Annotated in this window: 13 protein-coding genes and 1 pseudogene; 3 read left to right on the top strand and 11 right to left on the bottom strand. The window is 74.5% G+C overall.

The features are described 5' to 3' along the window. Positions 1-17 precede the first annotated feature (17 nt). A complete protein-coding gene (locus QQK35_RS06505; RefSeq protein WP_284253438.1) occupies positions 18-1,793 on the top strand; it encodes a glycoside hydrolase family 38 N-terminal domain-containing protein in 1,776 nt (591 codons plus the stop codon). Beyond that, complete coding sequence (locus QQK35_RS06500) at positions 1,769-2,311, top strand: hypothetical protein (RefSeq protein WP_284253437.1); 543 nt, start codon at positions 1,769-1,771, stop codon at positions 2,309-2,311. The genes QQK35_RS06505 and QQK35_RS06500 overlap by 25 nt, the downstream gene beginning before the upstream one ends. Positions 2,312-2,388: 77 nt before the next feature. Here the strand turns inward: QQK35_RS06500 and QQK35_RS06495 are convergent, their stop codons facing one another. The 10 genes from QQK35_RS06495 to QQK35_RS06450 form a co-directional block, all read right to left on the bottom strand. Continuing rightward, positions 2,389-5,010 (bottom strand): alpha-mannosidase, encoded by a 2,622-nt coding sequence (locus QQK35_RS06495; RefSeq protein WP_284253436.1) that lies wholly within the window; start codon positions 5,008-5,010, stop codon positions 2,389-2,391. Beyond that, complete coding sequence (locus QQK35_RS06490; protein WP_284253435.1) at positions 5,007-5,174, bottom strand: phosphoheptose isomerase family protein; 168 nt, start codon at positions 5,172-5,174, stop codon at positions 5,007-5,009. Before QQK35_RS06490 ends, QQK35_RS06495 begins: the two co-directional genes overlap by 4 nt. After that, the gene (locus QQK35_RS06485) at positions 5,117-5,611 is read right to left on the bottom strand and encodes a D-sedoheptulose-7-phosphate isomerase (protein WP_284253434.1); all 495 of its coding nucleotides are present in this window, start codon (positions 5,609-5,611) and stop codon (positions 5,117-5,119) included. Before QQK35_RS06485 ends, QQK35_RS06490 begins: the two co-directional genes overlap by 58 nt. Further along, the gene (locus QQK35_RS06480; protein ID WP_284253433.1) at positions 5,604-6,341 is read right to left on the bottom strand and encodes an ROK family protein; all 738 of its coding nucleotides are present in this window, start codon (positions 6,339-6,341) and stop codon (positions 5,604-5,606) included. The genes QQK35_RS06485 and QQK35_RS06480 overlap by 8 nt, the downstream gene beginning before the upstream one ends. A gap of 304 nt (positions 6,342-6,645) precedes the next feature. Then, on the bottom strand, positions 6,646-8,520 hold the full coding sequence (locus tag QQK35_RS06475; RefSeq protein ID WP_284253432.1) for an MBL fold metallo-hydrolase: 1,875 nt from the start codon (positions 8,518-8,520) through the stop codon (positions 6,646-6,648). Continuing rightward, on the bottom strand, positions 8,517-9,311 hold the full coding sequence (locus tag QQK35_RS06470; protein WP_284253431.1) for an alpha-amylase family protein: 795 nt from the start codon (positions 9,309-9,311) through the stop codon (positions 8,517-8,519). Before QQK35_RS06470 ends, QQK35_RS06475 begins: the two co-directional genes overlap by 4 nt. Continuing rightward, complete coding sequence (locus QQK35_RS06465) at positions 9,308-10,363, bottom strand: hypothetical protein (RefSeq protein WP_284253430.1); 1,056 nt, start codon at positions 10,361-10,363, stop codon at positions 9,308-9,310. Before QQK35_RS06465 ends, QQK35_RS06470 begins: the two co-directional genes overlap by 4 nt. Further along, positions 10,360-11,850: a sucrose phosphorylase gene (gene gtfA, locus QQK35_RS06460; protein ID WP_284253429.1), complete on the bottom strand. Its 1,491-nt coding sequence runs from the start codon at positions 11,848-11,850 to the stop codon at positions 10,360-10,362. Before gtfA ends, QQK35_RS06465 begins: the two co-directional genes overlap by 4 nt. Further along, the gene (locus QQK35_RS06455; protein WP_284253428.1) at positions 11,847-12,752 is read right to left on the bottom strand and encodes a hypothetical protein; all 906 of its coding nucleotides are present in this window, start codon (positions 12,750-12,752) and stop codon (positions 11,847-11,849) included. Before QQK35_RS06455 ends, gtfA begins: the two co-directional genes overlap by 4 nt. Then, on the bottom strand, positions 12,749-12,985 hold the full coding sequence (locus QQK35_RS06450; RefSeq protein WP_284253427.1) for a hypothetical protein: 237 nt from the start codon (positions 12,983-12,985) through the stop codon (positions 12,749-12,751). The genes QQK35_RS06455 and QQK35_RS06450 overlap by 4 nt, the downstream gene beginning before the upstream one ends. Positions 12,986-13,222: 237 nt before the next feature. Between QQK35_RS06450 and QQK35_RS06445 the strand changes: the two genes are divergently transcribed. Beyond that, complete coding sequence (locus QQK35_RS06445; protein ID WP_284253426.1) at positions 13,223-13,552, top strand: hypothetical protein; 330 nt, start codon at positions 13,223-13,225, stop codon at positions 13,550-13,552. On the opposite strand, the pseudogene QQK35_RS20305 reads toward QQK35_RS06445, so the two are convergent. Beyond that, a pseudogene (locus tag QQK35_RS20305) lies at positions 13,537-13,677 on the bottom strand (hypothetical protein); the annotation flags it as partial. The gene QQK35_RS06445 and the pseudogene QQK35_RS20305 overlap by 16 nt on opposite strands. Positions 13,678-13,849 lie beyond the last annotated feature (172 nt).

Here is a 13,849-nt window from a genome sequence, read left to right as displayed (position 1 = left end):
GCCCGCTCGCTGTTCGCATGAGCGCTCTCTCCCGCATCCTGCTCGTGGGCCACACGCACCACGACGTCGGCTACACCAACAGCCCCCGCCTCATCGACGGCGCGCACGCCCGGATCGTCGGCGAGGTCCTGGATCTCGCCGACGCGCACCCGGGCGCCGGACCGGATGCCCCGGACCGGTTCCGCTGGACCTTCGAGGTCGCCCGGCCGGTGCTGAACTTCCTCGCCGCCGCGAGCGATCCCGACGTCGAGCGCCTCCGGGCGCGGGTCGCCGCGGGCGACGTCGCGGTGACCGGGGGCTACCTCAACATGACGCAGCTGCCGGACGGCGCGGAGTTCGCCGCCGCCTACCGCGCGCTCGACGCGTTCCGGCGGGTCGGCATCCCGGTGCGCACCGAGCAGCACGGCGACGTCAACGGGATCGCGTGGGGCGCCGCCGACCAGATGCTCGACGCCGGCATCGACCGCCTCGTCATGGCGCTCAACCCCGACCACGGACGCGCACCGCTCGAGCAGCCGAGCCTGTTCCGCTGGGAGACGCCGTCGGGCCGGCTGCTGACCGTGTTCCTCTCGACCCACTACGGAGTGGGCGAGGAGTGGGGCGTGGTCGACGGCGACCTCGCGCGGTCGGAGGCGGCCATCCGGGGCTTCGTCGACCGGCTCACCGGGCGCGACGACTACCCGTTCGGCACCGCGGTGGTGCATGCGGCCAACGACAACCGCTGGCCCGGGATCGCGTTCCTCGACGTCGTGCGGCACTGGAACGCCCGGCATCCGGAGCTTCCGATGGCGACGGCCACGATCGATCAGGCGCTCGACGCGCTCCTCTCGGAGGCGCCGGCGGACCTGCCGGTGCTGCGCGGCGAGTGGGCCGACTGGTGGGCGCACGGGCATGGCTCGACGGCCCGCGAGGTCGCGGTCTACCGCGAGGCGCGGCGCTTCGCCCGGGCGGCGGCGGCATCGTTCGAGCTCGCGGCCTCCCGCGGCGAGCACCCCGACCGCCGGGCGACGGTGCTCGGCTACCGGCGCGGTCCGGTGCGGGTGCGCGACGCCGCCGAGCTGGCGACCGACTCGGCGCGCGTCGACGAGCAGCTGCTCCTCTACGGCGAGCACACCTGGGGCTCGTGGGAGACCTACCGGGCGCCGTTCTCGACGTTCACGCTCTCCCATCGCAATGCCAAGGACGCGTTCGCGTTCGGCGCCTACGACCTCGCGCGCGATCTCGCGATCGAGGCGATGCACCGCGTGGCGGCATCCGGCGACGGCGTGCCGATCGGCACCGGGGAGGGCATCCTGCCGGCGCACGACGCGATCCTGGTCGTCAACGCGACCGCGCACGATCGGCGGGAGCCCGTCGAGGCGGAGGTCGACGGCCGCCGACGCGTGACCCTCGTCGCGGACGTGCCCGCATCGAGCGTCCGGGTGCTGCCGATCCCGGCGCCGGAACCCGCCGCGTCGCCCGGCCTGCTGCTGGAGACCGGGCGGTACCGGGTCGAGGTGGATCCGGTGCGCGGCGGGATCGCGTCGCTCGTCGACCGCGCCGACGGACGCGAGCTCGTCGACGCCGCCGCGCCGCACGGGCTCGGCGCGATCGTGATCGAGGTGGTGCCGGATGCCGAACGCGCGCATCCGATGTTCCGTGATCCACGCGACTTCCACCCCGCTCACCCGGGGCCGCGGTTCGAGCGCGTGCACGGCACCGCGGGCGACGCGGAGATCGTGGAGACCGGCGACCTGGCCCGGCTGCGCTGGTCGTCGCGGATCGGGGTGTGCTCGAGGCCGAGCACACCGTGACGCTGCATCGCGACAGTCCGCTCATCGACCTGGCGGTGCGCATCGACAAGCCCGCGCGGCTCGAGCCGGAGAGCATCTTCGTCGCGTTCCCGTGGGCGATCGCGGGCCCCGAGTTCCTCGTCGAGACCGCGGGGGCCGTGTTCGCGGCGGACACCGAGCAGCTGCCCGACACGAGCCGGGACTGGTACTTCCTCCAGCACGCCGTCGGCGTGCGGGGCGGGGGCGCGGCGGTGCTCTGGGGCTCGGTCGATGCGCCGCTCGTGCAGCTCGGCGGCTTCCAGACGGGTCGGTGGGCCCGGCGCCTCGATGCGCCGGCGGGGCACATCAACAGCTGGGTCATGAACAACCTGCACTTCACGAACTTCGCGGCACGGCAGGAGTTCCACGGAACGCTGCGCTACCGCTTCCGGCCGATCGCGCCCGGTGGGCTGCGGGATGCCGTGCGGGCGTTCGGCGAGGATCTCGCGCTGCCGCTGCAGGCGCGTGCGGTCACTCTCGGCGCCGAGCGGGTCGAGTAGCCGCCGTCGGCGCATCGAGACCCGGTGCATCGGGCGTGAGGTCTCGATACGCGCCCCGGGGGCGCTCCTCGACGCGCTCACTCGGCCAGGGGGCGCTCCACGAGGTCGACCTCGACGATCGGGGCCGCGGGGTCGCGCGGCACGCGGAAGGTGCGCAGCCGGTACGGCCCGAACTCCTCCTGAATCGCCCGGCCGAGGAACGGCAGCTCGATGTGCGACAGCGCCGTCGTCCCGCGGGTCTCCACCGCTCGCACGATGACGTCCGTGCCACCGTCGGCCGCCGGATCCTCGGATCCCTTCACCGCCGTCACCATGACCGCGCCCGCTCCGTCGCTCGCGAACGAGTGCTCGGCCGGCAGCGTGCCCGGGTGCGACGACTCCTGCATGGCGCGCACGGGCTGCCCGAGCAGTGCCGCCCGCCGGGTCGGCTCCCCGGCGCGGCGGTCGCCCGCGTGCGGCACGAGCTCGTAGCTGAAGCGCTGCACGCCCTGATCCTGGAACGTGTACACGCCCTCCGGGTCGAGCAGGCGCGGGTCGTGCCAGGAGTAGACGGGGCTGCGCACCGCGGTGACGCCGATGCTCGGCCCCGCGGTCTCGGAGCCGGGCCCGGAGGCGGGGGAAGCAGGGGAGACGTCATAGGCGTGCTTGTTCGTCGTGATCACGGTCAGGCCCGCGGGGGCGCCGTCGATCGTTCCGGTCAGGTCGACCCACGACTGCGCGGGCTCCTCGGCGCCGTCGACCGGTCGCTCGATCTCGCCGAACGGGATCTCGTAGTGCGCCTGGGCGTCGTCGAGCCGGGTCGGGAAGCGCAGCTTCAGCAGGTGCGCCTGCTCGCGCCAGTCGAGCGTGACGTCGACGCGCAGCACCGGGGAATCCGCATACAGCACCAGCTCCTCGACGAGCGTCGAGTCGTGCCAGCGGCGCTCGACGCGCACGCGCGCGCGCAGCGGCCCGGTCTCGCGCACGATGATGCGCCGCAGCTCCATCGGCGCTCCCGGCCAGGCGTAGGAGACGACGCGGTGACCCCAGGTGTCGGTCGGGTCCTCGCACACCTGGGTGTGCGTGCCGTCGTCGGTCATGAGGTCGAGCCCGGTGGCCTTGTCGCGGTACGAGCGGATGGAGCCGGATGCGGGGTCGAGCTCGATGCGCACGTGCGCGTTCTCGAGCACCGTCTCGCTCACGGTGAGGCCGCCATCCGGAGCCGCCGCATCGACCGCCGTCGGCGCGTCGCCGGGACGCAGCCGGTAGAGCCGGTACCCGAGGGCGGGCACGTCGGCGCGGAAGACGAGCGCGCCGCGGGCGCCGTCATCCGTCGTCGAGACCGACTGGGTGCGCTGGTTGGCGACCGGTCGGTCGTCGGCGTCGACGACGTGCGCGCCCCATTTGAGCGGGCCGTAGTTCATGGGCACGTCGGTCGACACCGGCCACGGGTGCGGGTTGAACACCAGCACGGGCTGGGTGCCCTCGACGAACGCCACGTCGACCTGCCGGCCGATCACGTTGTGCGCCAGCACGGTGATGCGCTTGGCGATCGCGACCGCCTCGCCGAGCTGGTCGCGCGCGTCGTCGTAGGCCGACTCGATCGCCGATCCCGGCAGCACGTCGTGGAACTGGTTGAACAGGATCTGCTTCCAGGCGTGCTCGAGGTCGTCCCGCGGGTAGGCGATCCCGTCGGTCACCGCCGTGATCGCCGCCCAGCGCTCGGCCGTGAGCACCGCGTGCTGCGCCCGGCGCTGCCAGGCCTTGATGCCCGAGTGCGCCGAGTAGCAGCCCGGGGCGTGGTGCTGCAGGTCGTCGGCGCGCTCCGGCAGCTCGGCGAGGAAGGCCTCGCCGCGGGCGAGCACCTCGTCGAAGTACCTGCGGGGAGAGGACATCGTCATCCTTCCGAACGAGCCCATCCGGTCGTAGCGATGGATCGACTCGATGTTGGCCCTGGTCGGCCCGCCGCCGTGATTGCCGACGCCGTAGTAGACCATCATGTCGCCGACCCGGCGGTCGAGGGCCTGCAGCGCCTTCTCGGTCTGCCCGTCGACCGAGCCGGGCGGGCTGCCGTACTCGAAGGGGATGCGGTAGCCGAGCACGCGGCTGCCGTCCGGAGCCCGCCACCAGAACAGCGACGGCGCCAGGTCGGACTCGTGCGGCCCCGGGCGCAGGAACGTGTACGAGTCCATGCCCTGGCCCCGCAGGATCTGCGGCAGCATCGCGTTGTGCCCGAACGGGTCGACGTTCATGCCGACGGTCGACGGGATGCCGAACCGCGAGATCAGGTAGCGCTGGCCGTACAGCCCCTGCCGCACGAAGCTCTCGCCCATCGGCATGTTGCAATCCGGCTCCACCCACCAGCCGCCGGCGTTGACCCAGCGGCCCTCGGCGACGCGGGCCCGGATCTCCTCGAACAGCTCCGGGTCCTGCTCCTCCACCCAGCTGAGCAGCACGATCTGGTCGCAGGTGAAGACGAAGTCCGGGTACTCGTTCATGCGGTCGAGCACCGAGCGGAACGTGGCGCGGGCCTCCGCGTAGCCCTCCTGCCACGGCCAGAGCCAGACCGGGTCGAGGTGCGCGTTGCCGATCATGTGCAGCACACGCTGCGGCGTCGCATGCGGGCGGGGAGCCGCCGGCAGGTCGCGCGGCTGGCGACCGGCCGGCGCATTGGAGACCGGGGCACGGTCGGGCGTGGTCCCGCCCGCGGCGCGGCTCATGCGAAGGCCTCATCGCCGGCCGCCCACGCGTCGACCCGCTCGGAGATCACGTGCAGCCAGAACGTGTGCAGCTCCTGGATGCGCGGGGTCGTCGTCGAGGGGGCGATCAGGGCGTGGTCGGCGAGCTCGCGTGCCGGTCCGCCGTCGCCGCCCGAGAACAGCACGGTCGTCGCGCCGGCCTCGCGGGCGGCGCGGAGTCCCCGAGCACGTTCGCCGAGCGGCCGCTCGTGGTGAAGGCGGCGACGACGTCGCCGGCGCGGGCGAGGCCGGTCACCTGGCGCGAGAACACGTCGTCGTAGGAGTAGTCGTTGGCGATGCAGGTCATGGTCGTGGGATCGGTGCTCAGGGTGACGGCGCCGAGCGGGCGTCGGTCGCGCTTGTAGTGTCCGATGATCTCGCCGGTCAGGTGCTGGGCGTCGGCGGCGCTGCCGCCGTTGCCGAAGGTGTACAGGATGCCGCGGTTCGCGAACGACGCGCACAGCAGGTCGGCGACCGCGCGCACCTGCGGCAGCAGCGGGCCGGCCGCCTCGGCGGTGGCGATGTGGTCGGCGAGCTGGTCCGCCATCCAGTCGCGGCTCGCGGGGGCAGGCGTGTCAGGCATGTGCGGTCTCCTTGCTGCGGGCGTCGAGCAGGTCGAGGGCGATCGCCCCCGCGCCGACGGCGCACACCTCGTCGCCGAGGCCGGCGAGCTCGATGCGGGCCGCCGCGGCGGCCGGCGGCATCGCGTCGCGCGCGACCCGGGCCCGGATCGGCAGCAGCAGGGCGTCGCCGGAGCGGGTGACGCCGCCGCCGAGCACGACGACCTCGGGCTCGAAGACATTGACGAGGTCGGTGAGCGCCGATGCCAGCACGTCGATGGTCTCGGCCCAGAGCTCGCCGGCCAGCCGGTCGCCGGCCTGTGCGGCGGCGATGACGTCCTCGGCACGGGGCTCGGCGATCCGGGCGAGTGAGGAGCCCGCGCCGCGATCCGCGACGGCCTCGGCGGCGCGTACGGCGATCGACGATCCCGAGGCGTAGGCCTCGAGGCAGCCGCGCCGTCCGCACAGGCAGACCCGACCGCCGCTGCGCACGAGAACGTGGCCGAACTCGCCGCCGTTGCCCGCGGCCCCGCGGTGCAGGCGGCCCTCGACGACGGCGCCGCCCCCGATGCCGGTCGAGACGGTCAGGTAGATCATCGTGCGGGCGCCGACGGCGGCGCCGTAGCGGTGCTCGGCGAGGGCGCCCAGGGTCGCATCGTTCTCGAGGGCGGCCGGCACGCCGAACGCCTGCTCGGCCATCCGGACGATCGGGATGTCGACCCAGCCGGGCAGGTGCAGCGGGCCGGTGAGCACCCCGGTGCTCGCGTCGAGCGGACCCCGCAGGAGATGCCGACCGCGCCGATCGGGCCGAGGCCGGCCTGCTCGACCGCGCGATGACCCATCGCGAACAGGCGGTCGATCACGTCGGCGGGGCCGCGATCCTTGTCGGTCGGCTCGACCGTGAACGCGGACGTCGTGCCGTCCTCGGTCAGCACGGCGACCGCGAGCTTCGTGCCCCCGATGTCCAGGCCGAGGACGGGCGGTGCGGCGGAGGACACGGAGCGGCTCCTGGTGGTGGTGGCGGGCGGCGGCGCCCGAGTGTGGAAACGATCCCACACTATCCATTCGATTCGGGACGGGTCAACATGATGCCCTCAGACGGAGGGGGAGCGACGTCGGCGACCGCGTCCGCCAGCTGGCCCAGGCGACGGCCGTCGAAGGTGACGTCGGCCGCGAGCCGCTGCCGGCGCCCGGGGTCGCCCACCCGCACCGAGAACGTGAACCGCGCCTCACGGTGAGGCGGGATCGCCATCGCGTCGGGAGGGGATACCACCTCCCAGCCCGCGGGGAGCGCGAGCTGCACCGAGGCCGCCACCTCGCTGTCCCGTGCATTGTGCACGATCGCCACGTATTCGACGGTGTCGCCCGTGACCCACTGCCGGTGGAACGGCTCCAGGAGCACGAGGTTGCCGTCGGCCGGCGGCGCCTCGTCGGCGAGCAGCTCGGCGTGCACCGCCGCGGTCTCGGCGCCCTGGGCCGCGAGCTGATCGAGGTAGCCCTCGTCGACCCAGCGTCCGCGCCAGTGGCCGGTGACGAGAAGACCGGGCGCGACCCGCCGGTACAGCGCGGCGCTGTCGACGTAGTCGGTCGTGCGGAAGCGGTTGCGGTACTGGTAGTTCAGGATCTCGCGGGCCGCCAGCGGGCCCTCGAGCGCGGTCTGCTGGTCGCCGGTCGCGAGCACCCGCACGCCGTCGACCTCGAACTCGAACGCGGCCTGGTACAGCGTGTGGCCGGGCAGATCGTGGGTCGTGATCCGGTATCCCGACCACTCGACCGTGCCGCCGAGCTCGAGCACCCGATCGGCCGGGATCGGGTCGAACCACTGGCACGGCAGGTCGGTGCGCATCGGGTCGGCCAGGATCGGCGCCACGTGCTCCGGCAGCCAGACCTGGGTGCCCTCCACCTCGCGCAGCAGGTTGAGCCCGGCGACGTGATCGTCGTGGTAGTGCGTCGCGAGCGCGACCTCGACGCGCTCCACACCGAAGTCCCGGCGCAGGGCGGGGAGCGAGGCGAGCCACGGCAGCCGCGCGGCGCGGTCGGTGCCGGCCGGCCATCCGGTCGACACGTCGTAGCCGTAGTCGATGAGCAGCGCCCCGCCGGCGTCGTCGAGCAGCACGTAGCTGCACGAGTTCGCCGCGCGGTTGACGAGCAGGTGCTGGGTGATGCGCACGAACGGGTGGTCGAGCCAGTCGCGCAGGGCCCACGGCTGCAGGCGGCGCGAGTCGACGTAGGCCTGGGCGCGCTCGGTCAGCAGCTCGAGCGCCGGCACCGGGTCCGCGATCGGCTCGCCGTGCGAGGGCAGCACGAGCGACGGCGCCTCGCGGGCGAGCAGCATCGAGCTCAGCACGAGCATCGCCGGACCCTCGTTCTCGGTGTACGACCACTGCGTCGCGGCGAGCGACCACACGCGGCCCGGCGCGGCGATCAGGTCGCCGCTGAACGCGATCGGGCCGGCGCCCGGGTCGTCCTGCGGCTCGACGAGGTAGGTGACCGAGCCCATCGTGTGCCCGGGCGTCGGGATCGCGCGCACGGCGATCCCGCCGTACTCGACCGTGCGGTACACCGCCGCGGTGCCCGCGACCGGCACCGGCGCGAGGATCGAGAACCGGTCCTGCCGCAGGTTGTAGTCGTTGGCGAGGGTGCGGGTCGCCCACATCTCGTCGACCCGTCCGAAGAGGTCCTGCTCGGTCGGCGGCACGATGATCGGGATGCCGGCCTCGACCGCCCGCGGCAGCCCCTGCCCCTGGTCCCGGTGGTGGTGGGTCATGAGCACGGCGTCGAGGCGCTCGATGCCGAGTTCCGGCAGGGCGTCGAGCACGGCGCCGGTGCCGAAGTCGATCGCGATGGCGTGGCCGTCGCGCTGCACGACATAGACCTCGCAACTGTCGCGCACCCGATGCACGCCGGGGGCGACCAGCTCCACGGCGGTCATGCGCGCCTCCGTCGAAGGCCGGTGCGGTAGGCGCGCCAGCTGCGCGCGATCCGGTCGAGGTCTCGCGGCTGCACGCGCTCGCCGCTGCCGTCGATCGAGTCGACGTAGTACAGAGCGGGCACGCCGAGCTCCGGCTGCGCCTCGGCGTAGGCGAGCCAGCTCGCCCGGTCCGGCATCGGCCACTGGTCGGTGTCGATCGGATGGTCGGGCAGCACGGCGTGTGCGACGGCGTGCCGGAAGCGCAGCTGATCCTGCACCGGCACGAGGGCGCCCGCGACGTCGCGCTCGAGCACGTCGTTGAGCCGGATCATGTCGGTGACCGGCGCGAACGACGGGTGCATGGTGTGCGTCACGACGAGCGCGTCGGGCTTCGCCTCGTGCGCGGCGGCGTGCAGCGCGCCCACCAGGCGGTGCAGGGCGGCGAGCCCCCACACGCCGTCGTCGGCGCCGCTGCCGGGGGATGCCGCGAGCATCCGGCCCGACGGCGCGCGCTGCGTGAAGTCGACCTTGAAGCCGTCGGCGTCCAGACCGTCCGGCGCGAGCATCCGGTGCACCTGCCGGCGCAGCTCGGCGAGGTAGGCGGGATTGCCGGGGTCGGTCGCCACGGGCCGGCCCGACGGATCGCGCAGCGTGAGCTCGGGGTCGAGGCCGTCGGGATCCCACGCCTTGAACCACAGCAGCACGCGGCGTCCGGCGTCGTGCTGCGCGCGGATCCAGGCGCGCAGGTCGGGCCACTTCGCCGTGTCCGGCTCGTTCGTGCCGTAGGCGGCCTGCCAGCGGTCGTCGATCACGACCGTGCCGGGGTCGATGCCGTGCCGGGCCAGCGTCGCGAGCCAGCCGTCGTACAGGTCCTGGCGCGCGAGATCGGGGGCGGCGCCCGCTCCTCGGGCAGCACGAACCCCGGCGGCGCCTCGGCGGGCACGATGCCGTGTGCCGCGAGATCGACGGCGTACGCGCACTGGGCACCCCAGCCGCAGAACAGGGGCTCGAGATGCCAGGCGGCACCGGCCGGCGCGTCGCCCGCGAAGCCGTGCGCCGCGACGTCGTCGCGATAGTCGGTCAACGCCGCCACCGGCGAGCCCGCGGGGCGCAGCACCAGGTCGGGGCTGGTCCAGGCGCCGCGCACGACCGTGCGCCCCTCGTACGACAGCCGCAGCAGGAACCCGCCGTCGAGCGGCTCGTAGCCGAGCGCGGTGAAGCCCATCCGCTCGATCGGCGCGACGACCGACAGCGCCAGCCAGTCGCCCGCCGGCAGGGCGGTCGCCTGCGGCGCGATGTCGCGGCCGAGCGCGAGGCACAGCGGCGCGGGCGAGAAGACGGCGTGCAGGCGTCCCCGCTCGGCGTCGCCGACGACGCCGATGCGCGCCCCGGATACCGAGCTCCGGATGCCCTGCACCGGCTCGGTCGGCGTCGGCACGAAGAGCGCACCCGCCTCGATGCTCGACCGGAAGACGCCCCCGGCGCCGTTCGCCAGCACGGCGCGGCCGCCGAGCAGCGTCACGTCGTCGAGGCGGCCGTCGCCCTCGACGTGCACGCGCAGGCGCAGCTCGCCGGGCAGGCAGTCGATCTCGACGACGCGGGATGCCCAGGCCGTGCTGCGCGCGGCGAACCGCACGCGCGCGCCGTCCGCGGTCTCGACGAGCTCGGCATCCGGGATCTCCCACGCCTCGTCGACCGCGTCGGAGCGGTCCACCGAGGCGAGCAGGGACAGGTCAGACCAGATGCGGCCGTCGGGCGAGGCGAGGCGCAGCTGCGCGCGCCCCGGCCGCAGCCGGAGGGTGTAGGCGGGCGCGACGACGCGCACCGCGGCGGCGTCGCGTTCGATGCGCACGAGGTCGGTCATCCGGCCGTCATCCCCTCCGCCGCCAGGTCGTCGATCCCGCTGATCACGCGGCTGCCCGATGCGTCGCGCAGCTCGATCTCGAACGCCGGCTCGCGCGTCGCCACGGTGAGCCGCGCCATCGCGCCGCCGGACGTGCGGGTCAGCTCGAGCCGCCCGTCGCCCCGCACACGGTAGCCGAACGCGCCGTCGAAGGCGGCGTGCCGCGTCCGGATCCGCACCAGCTCGAGGAGGGCGCGCGTCACGGGCGTCTGCAGTGCCGCCTCGATCTCGTCGGCCGGGTACACGTGCCGGTTCACGTCGCGCCCGTTGCCCGTCCGCTCGAACAGGGCCGCGTCGTCGAGTCCGCCGAGCAGGCCGACGTAGTAGAGCTGCGGTTCGCCCGGCACCCACAGCTGCACCGCGCGGCACAGCAGGTACGCGGTCCCGTCGCCGCCGAGCGCGCTGAGGAACGTCGCGTTGATCTGGTGCGGCATGGCGGCCCACTCGGGCACGACCGACGCGACGCTCGAGTGGCCGTCCGTGGCCTCGGCGGCGCGCGCGAAGACGGCGGCCATCTCGTCGGTCGAGAGCAGCCCCGGCCGGCCGGCCCCGGGACCCGCGTCGACGACGCCGATGCCGTCGTGGGTGTCGAGCACCGTGACCGCATTGTCGGGGCGGATCGCGAGCCAGTCGGCGATCCGGTCGACCGTTCCGGTGCCGAGCGAGTGCAGCAGCAGGGCGGGCAGCGCGAAGTCGTAGACGAGGTCGACGAGCGGCGCGATCGCCTGCTGCTGCGTGTAGTGGGCGTGCACCTCCACGAGCACGCGCATGCCGGCCGCGCGCACCATCGCCGCGATCTCCCGCACGAACTCGAGCGTCGCCGGCGTCATGAACGAATCCGTGCCGGGCGTCTTGACGGCGTAGCCGACGGCATCCAGGCGCACCGTCGTCACCCCGCCCTCCCGCAGCGCGTCGAGCACCCGGCGCAGGTAGGCCCGTGCCGCCGGATGCGCGACGTCGAGATCGATCTGGCTCGGCAGGAAGGTGGTCCAGACCAGGCGGCGCCGCCCGTCGGCGGCGCGGTACGCGGTGAACGGCAGGCCCGGGCGCGGGCGGTAGAACGCGGTGATCTCTTCCTCGGTGCCGCCGTCGGGGAAGACGCGGTCGTAGGTCAGGAACATCCCGTCGGCGGCGCTGTCGGCGCCGTGCCGCAGCCAGTCGGCGAACTCCGCGGACGCGCTCGACACGTGGTTCACGATGAGGTCGGCCGTGACGCCGCGGCGCTCGGCGATGGCGCGCACGTCGTCCCAGCCGCCGAGCCGGAGGTCGACGGCCGCGTGGTCGACGGGGTCGAATCCGGCATCGGCGCCGTCGAAGGGCGTGAAGAAGGGCAGGATGTGCACCCCGGCGAACTCGGCCAGCGGCCCGTCGAGCAGGGCACGCAGCCCGGCGAGGTCGCCGCCGAGCCGGTCGGCGTAGGCGAGCAGGTCGACGCCGCGCGAGCTCATGCCTGATCCCAGGGGCGGCCCTCGCGGTCGACGAGCTCGCCGAGCGCCGCGAGCCGCGGTGCGGAGATCGCGCGCAGCGCGCCGGGCACGTCGTCGGCGCCGAGCACGTCGCTCCACAGCGCCCGCCCGGCGAGGAAGCCGCTGGCCCCGGCGCGGCACGCGGCCAGCACGGCGTCGGAGAAGTCGCCGGGGGTGACGCCCTGCGACAGCACGACCCACGGCCCGGTGATCGCCTCGTCGAGCCGCCGGCTCGCGGCGAGCTGCTCCTCGGCGGTGCCGCGGCCGCCGAGCGGCACCTGCACCTTGTACAGGCTCTGGCCGAGCGGTGAGAGCTCGCGCGCCGCCTCGCGGATCGCCTCCTCCTGATCCCAGGTGCCCGCGGCGGTCTCCTCGGGGGTCGCGCGCACCACCGGTTCGAGCACGGAGAGCACCCCGCGCTCGCGGCAGAGGGCGACGAAGCGCTCCACGACCTCGTGCCGGTGCACCCGGCACTCGTCGCGGCGCCAGATCACGAGCAGCTTGAGCGCGGCGACGCCGTGCAGGTCGAATCCGGGCGCGGCCACGACCTCGTCGAGCTCGGTCTCCTCGACCGGACCGCCGACGTCCTGGGTGAGGGCGTCGGCGGCGAGGATGAGTCCGCTCGAGGCGGGCAGCAGCGCCTCGTCGCGCACCCGGTCGAAGCCGAAGTCGCGGTCGATGAGGAACCCGGATGCCAGCGGCCCGAGCACCCGTGCCACCTCGAGCTTGAACGCGACGATCGCATCGTGGCCGGGCCGGCCGCGGCCGGCGGCGTCGAACATCGCGACGAGGCTCTCGCGCTGGTCCATCGCGGTCATCGCGAAGGTGCCGCTGGCGCGGGCGATCGCCTCGAGGGTCGGGGCGGCCGTGGGGGCGGGGGTCATGAGGTCTCCGGGGTGAGGTGGTGGTCGAGGGAGGCGGCGACGAACGCGGCGAGCAGGTCGTCGGCGCCGGGGTCGAGGTCGAGCGGGGCGACGTCGACGGGCAGCCGGATGCCCGACTCGCCCAGCCCGGCGCGCACCGCCGCGAGCAGCGCGGCGCCCGCAGCGACCGGCTCCGCGATCCCCGTGGTGCGCGCGAGGAGCGCGGGGAGAGCCGGCGCTTCGCCGCCCACCACGGTCCGGCGACGGCGTGGGCGGCACCGGTCACGACGGTGCGCGTCGCGGGCGAGCCGAGCACCCGGTCCTGTGCGGCGGCGATCCAGCGCGCCTGCAGGGCGAGTCCGGCGCTCACGGCGCGCGCGGCCACCGCCGGGTCCGTGGGGATCGAGGCGTCGGCGCCGTCGGGGGTGATCGCACGCAGCACGGCCGCGCCATCGGGTCGCGGCGCCTGCCGGCCCGCCGGCGTCGGCAGCATGATCGGACCGGCGAACGAGTCGGCGGGCTCGTCGCCGCCGACGCGGCCGGCGAGCTCGGCGAGCAGCCGGGATGCCGCCGGGATGCCGCCGACGAGCGTCTCGTACCGGCCGTCGACCGTGCGTCCGACGCTCATGCCCTCCGCGATCGCGGCGGTGCGGTCGATCTCGCCGGCGGCAATGCGCACGAGGGCCTCCGCCGTGCCGATGGAGTCGCCCGTCTCGCCGGGCTCGCGCATGCCCGCCGCCCACGTCGCCACCGCATGGTCGTGGCCCGCGATCGCGACGGGGATGCCGGCGGGCAGGCCGAGCGAGCGTGCAGCGGCGTGATCCAGCGCGACGGTCTCGCCCGCGACCAGGATCCGCGGCAGCGCCTCGCCGGGCAGGCCCGTCGCGGCGAGCAGCTCGGCGTCCCACGCCACCGGCTCCCCGAGTCTCGGCAGCGTCGCGAGCATCGTCCGCAGGGCGAGCGTCGGGTCGGTCACCGCCCGCCCGATCAGCGCGAGGGCGGCCAGCTCGGCGCCGCCGGCCCACGAGACGGCCCCGCGGCGGCCGGGCAGCGCCGCCGCCACGAGCGCACGGGTCGACTTCTCGGGGCGCGGCACGCCGGTGCGCTCGCTCAGGCCG

The sequence above is a fragment of the Pseudolysinimonas kribbensis genome (genome assembly GCF_030161895.1).
Classification (GTDB): Bacteria; Actinomycetota; Actinomycetes; order Actinomycetales; family Microbacteriaceae; genus Pseudolysinimonas; species Pseudolysinimonas kribbensis.
The sequence above is the reverse complement of the archived record's forward strand: the minus strand, read 5'-3'. Positions and strand labels throughout refer to the sequence as shown.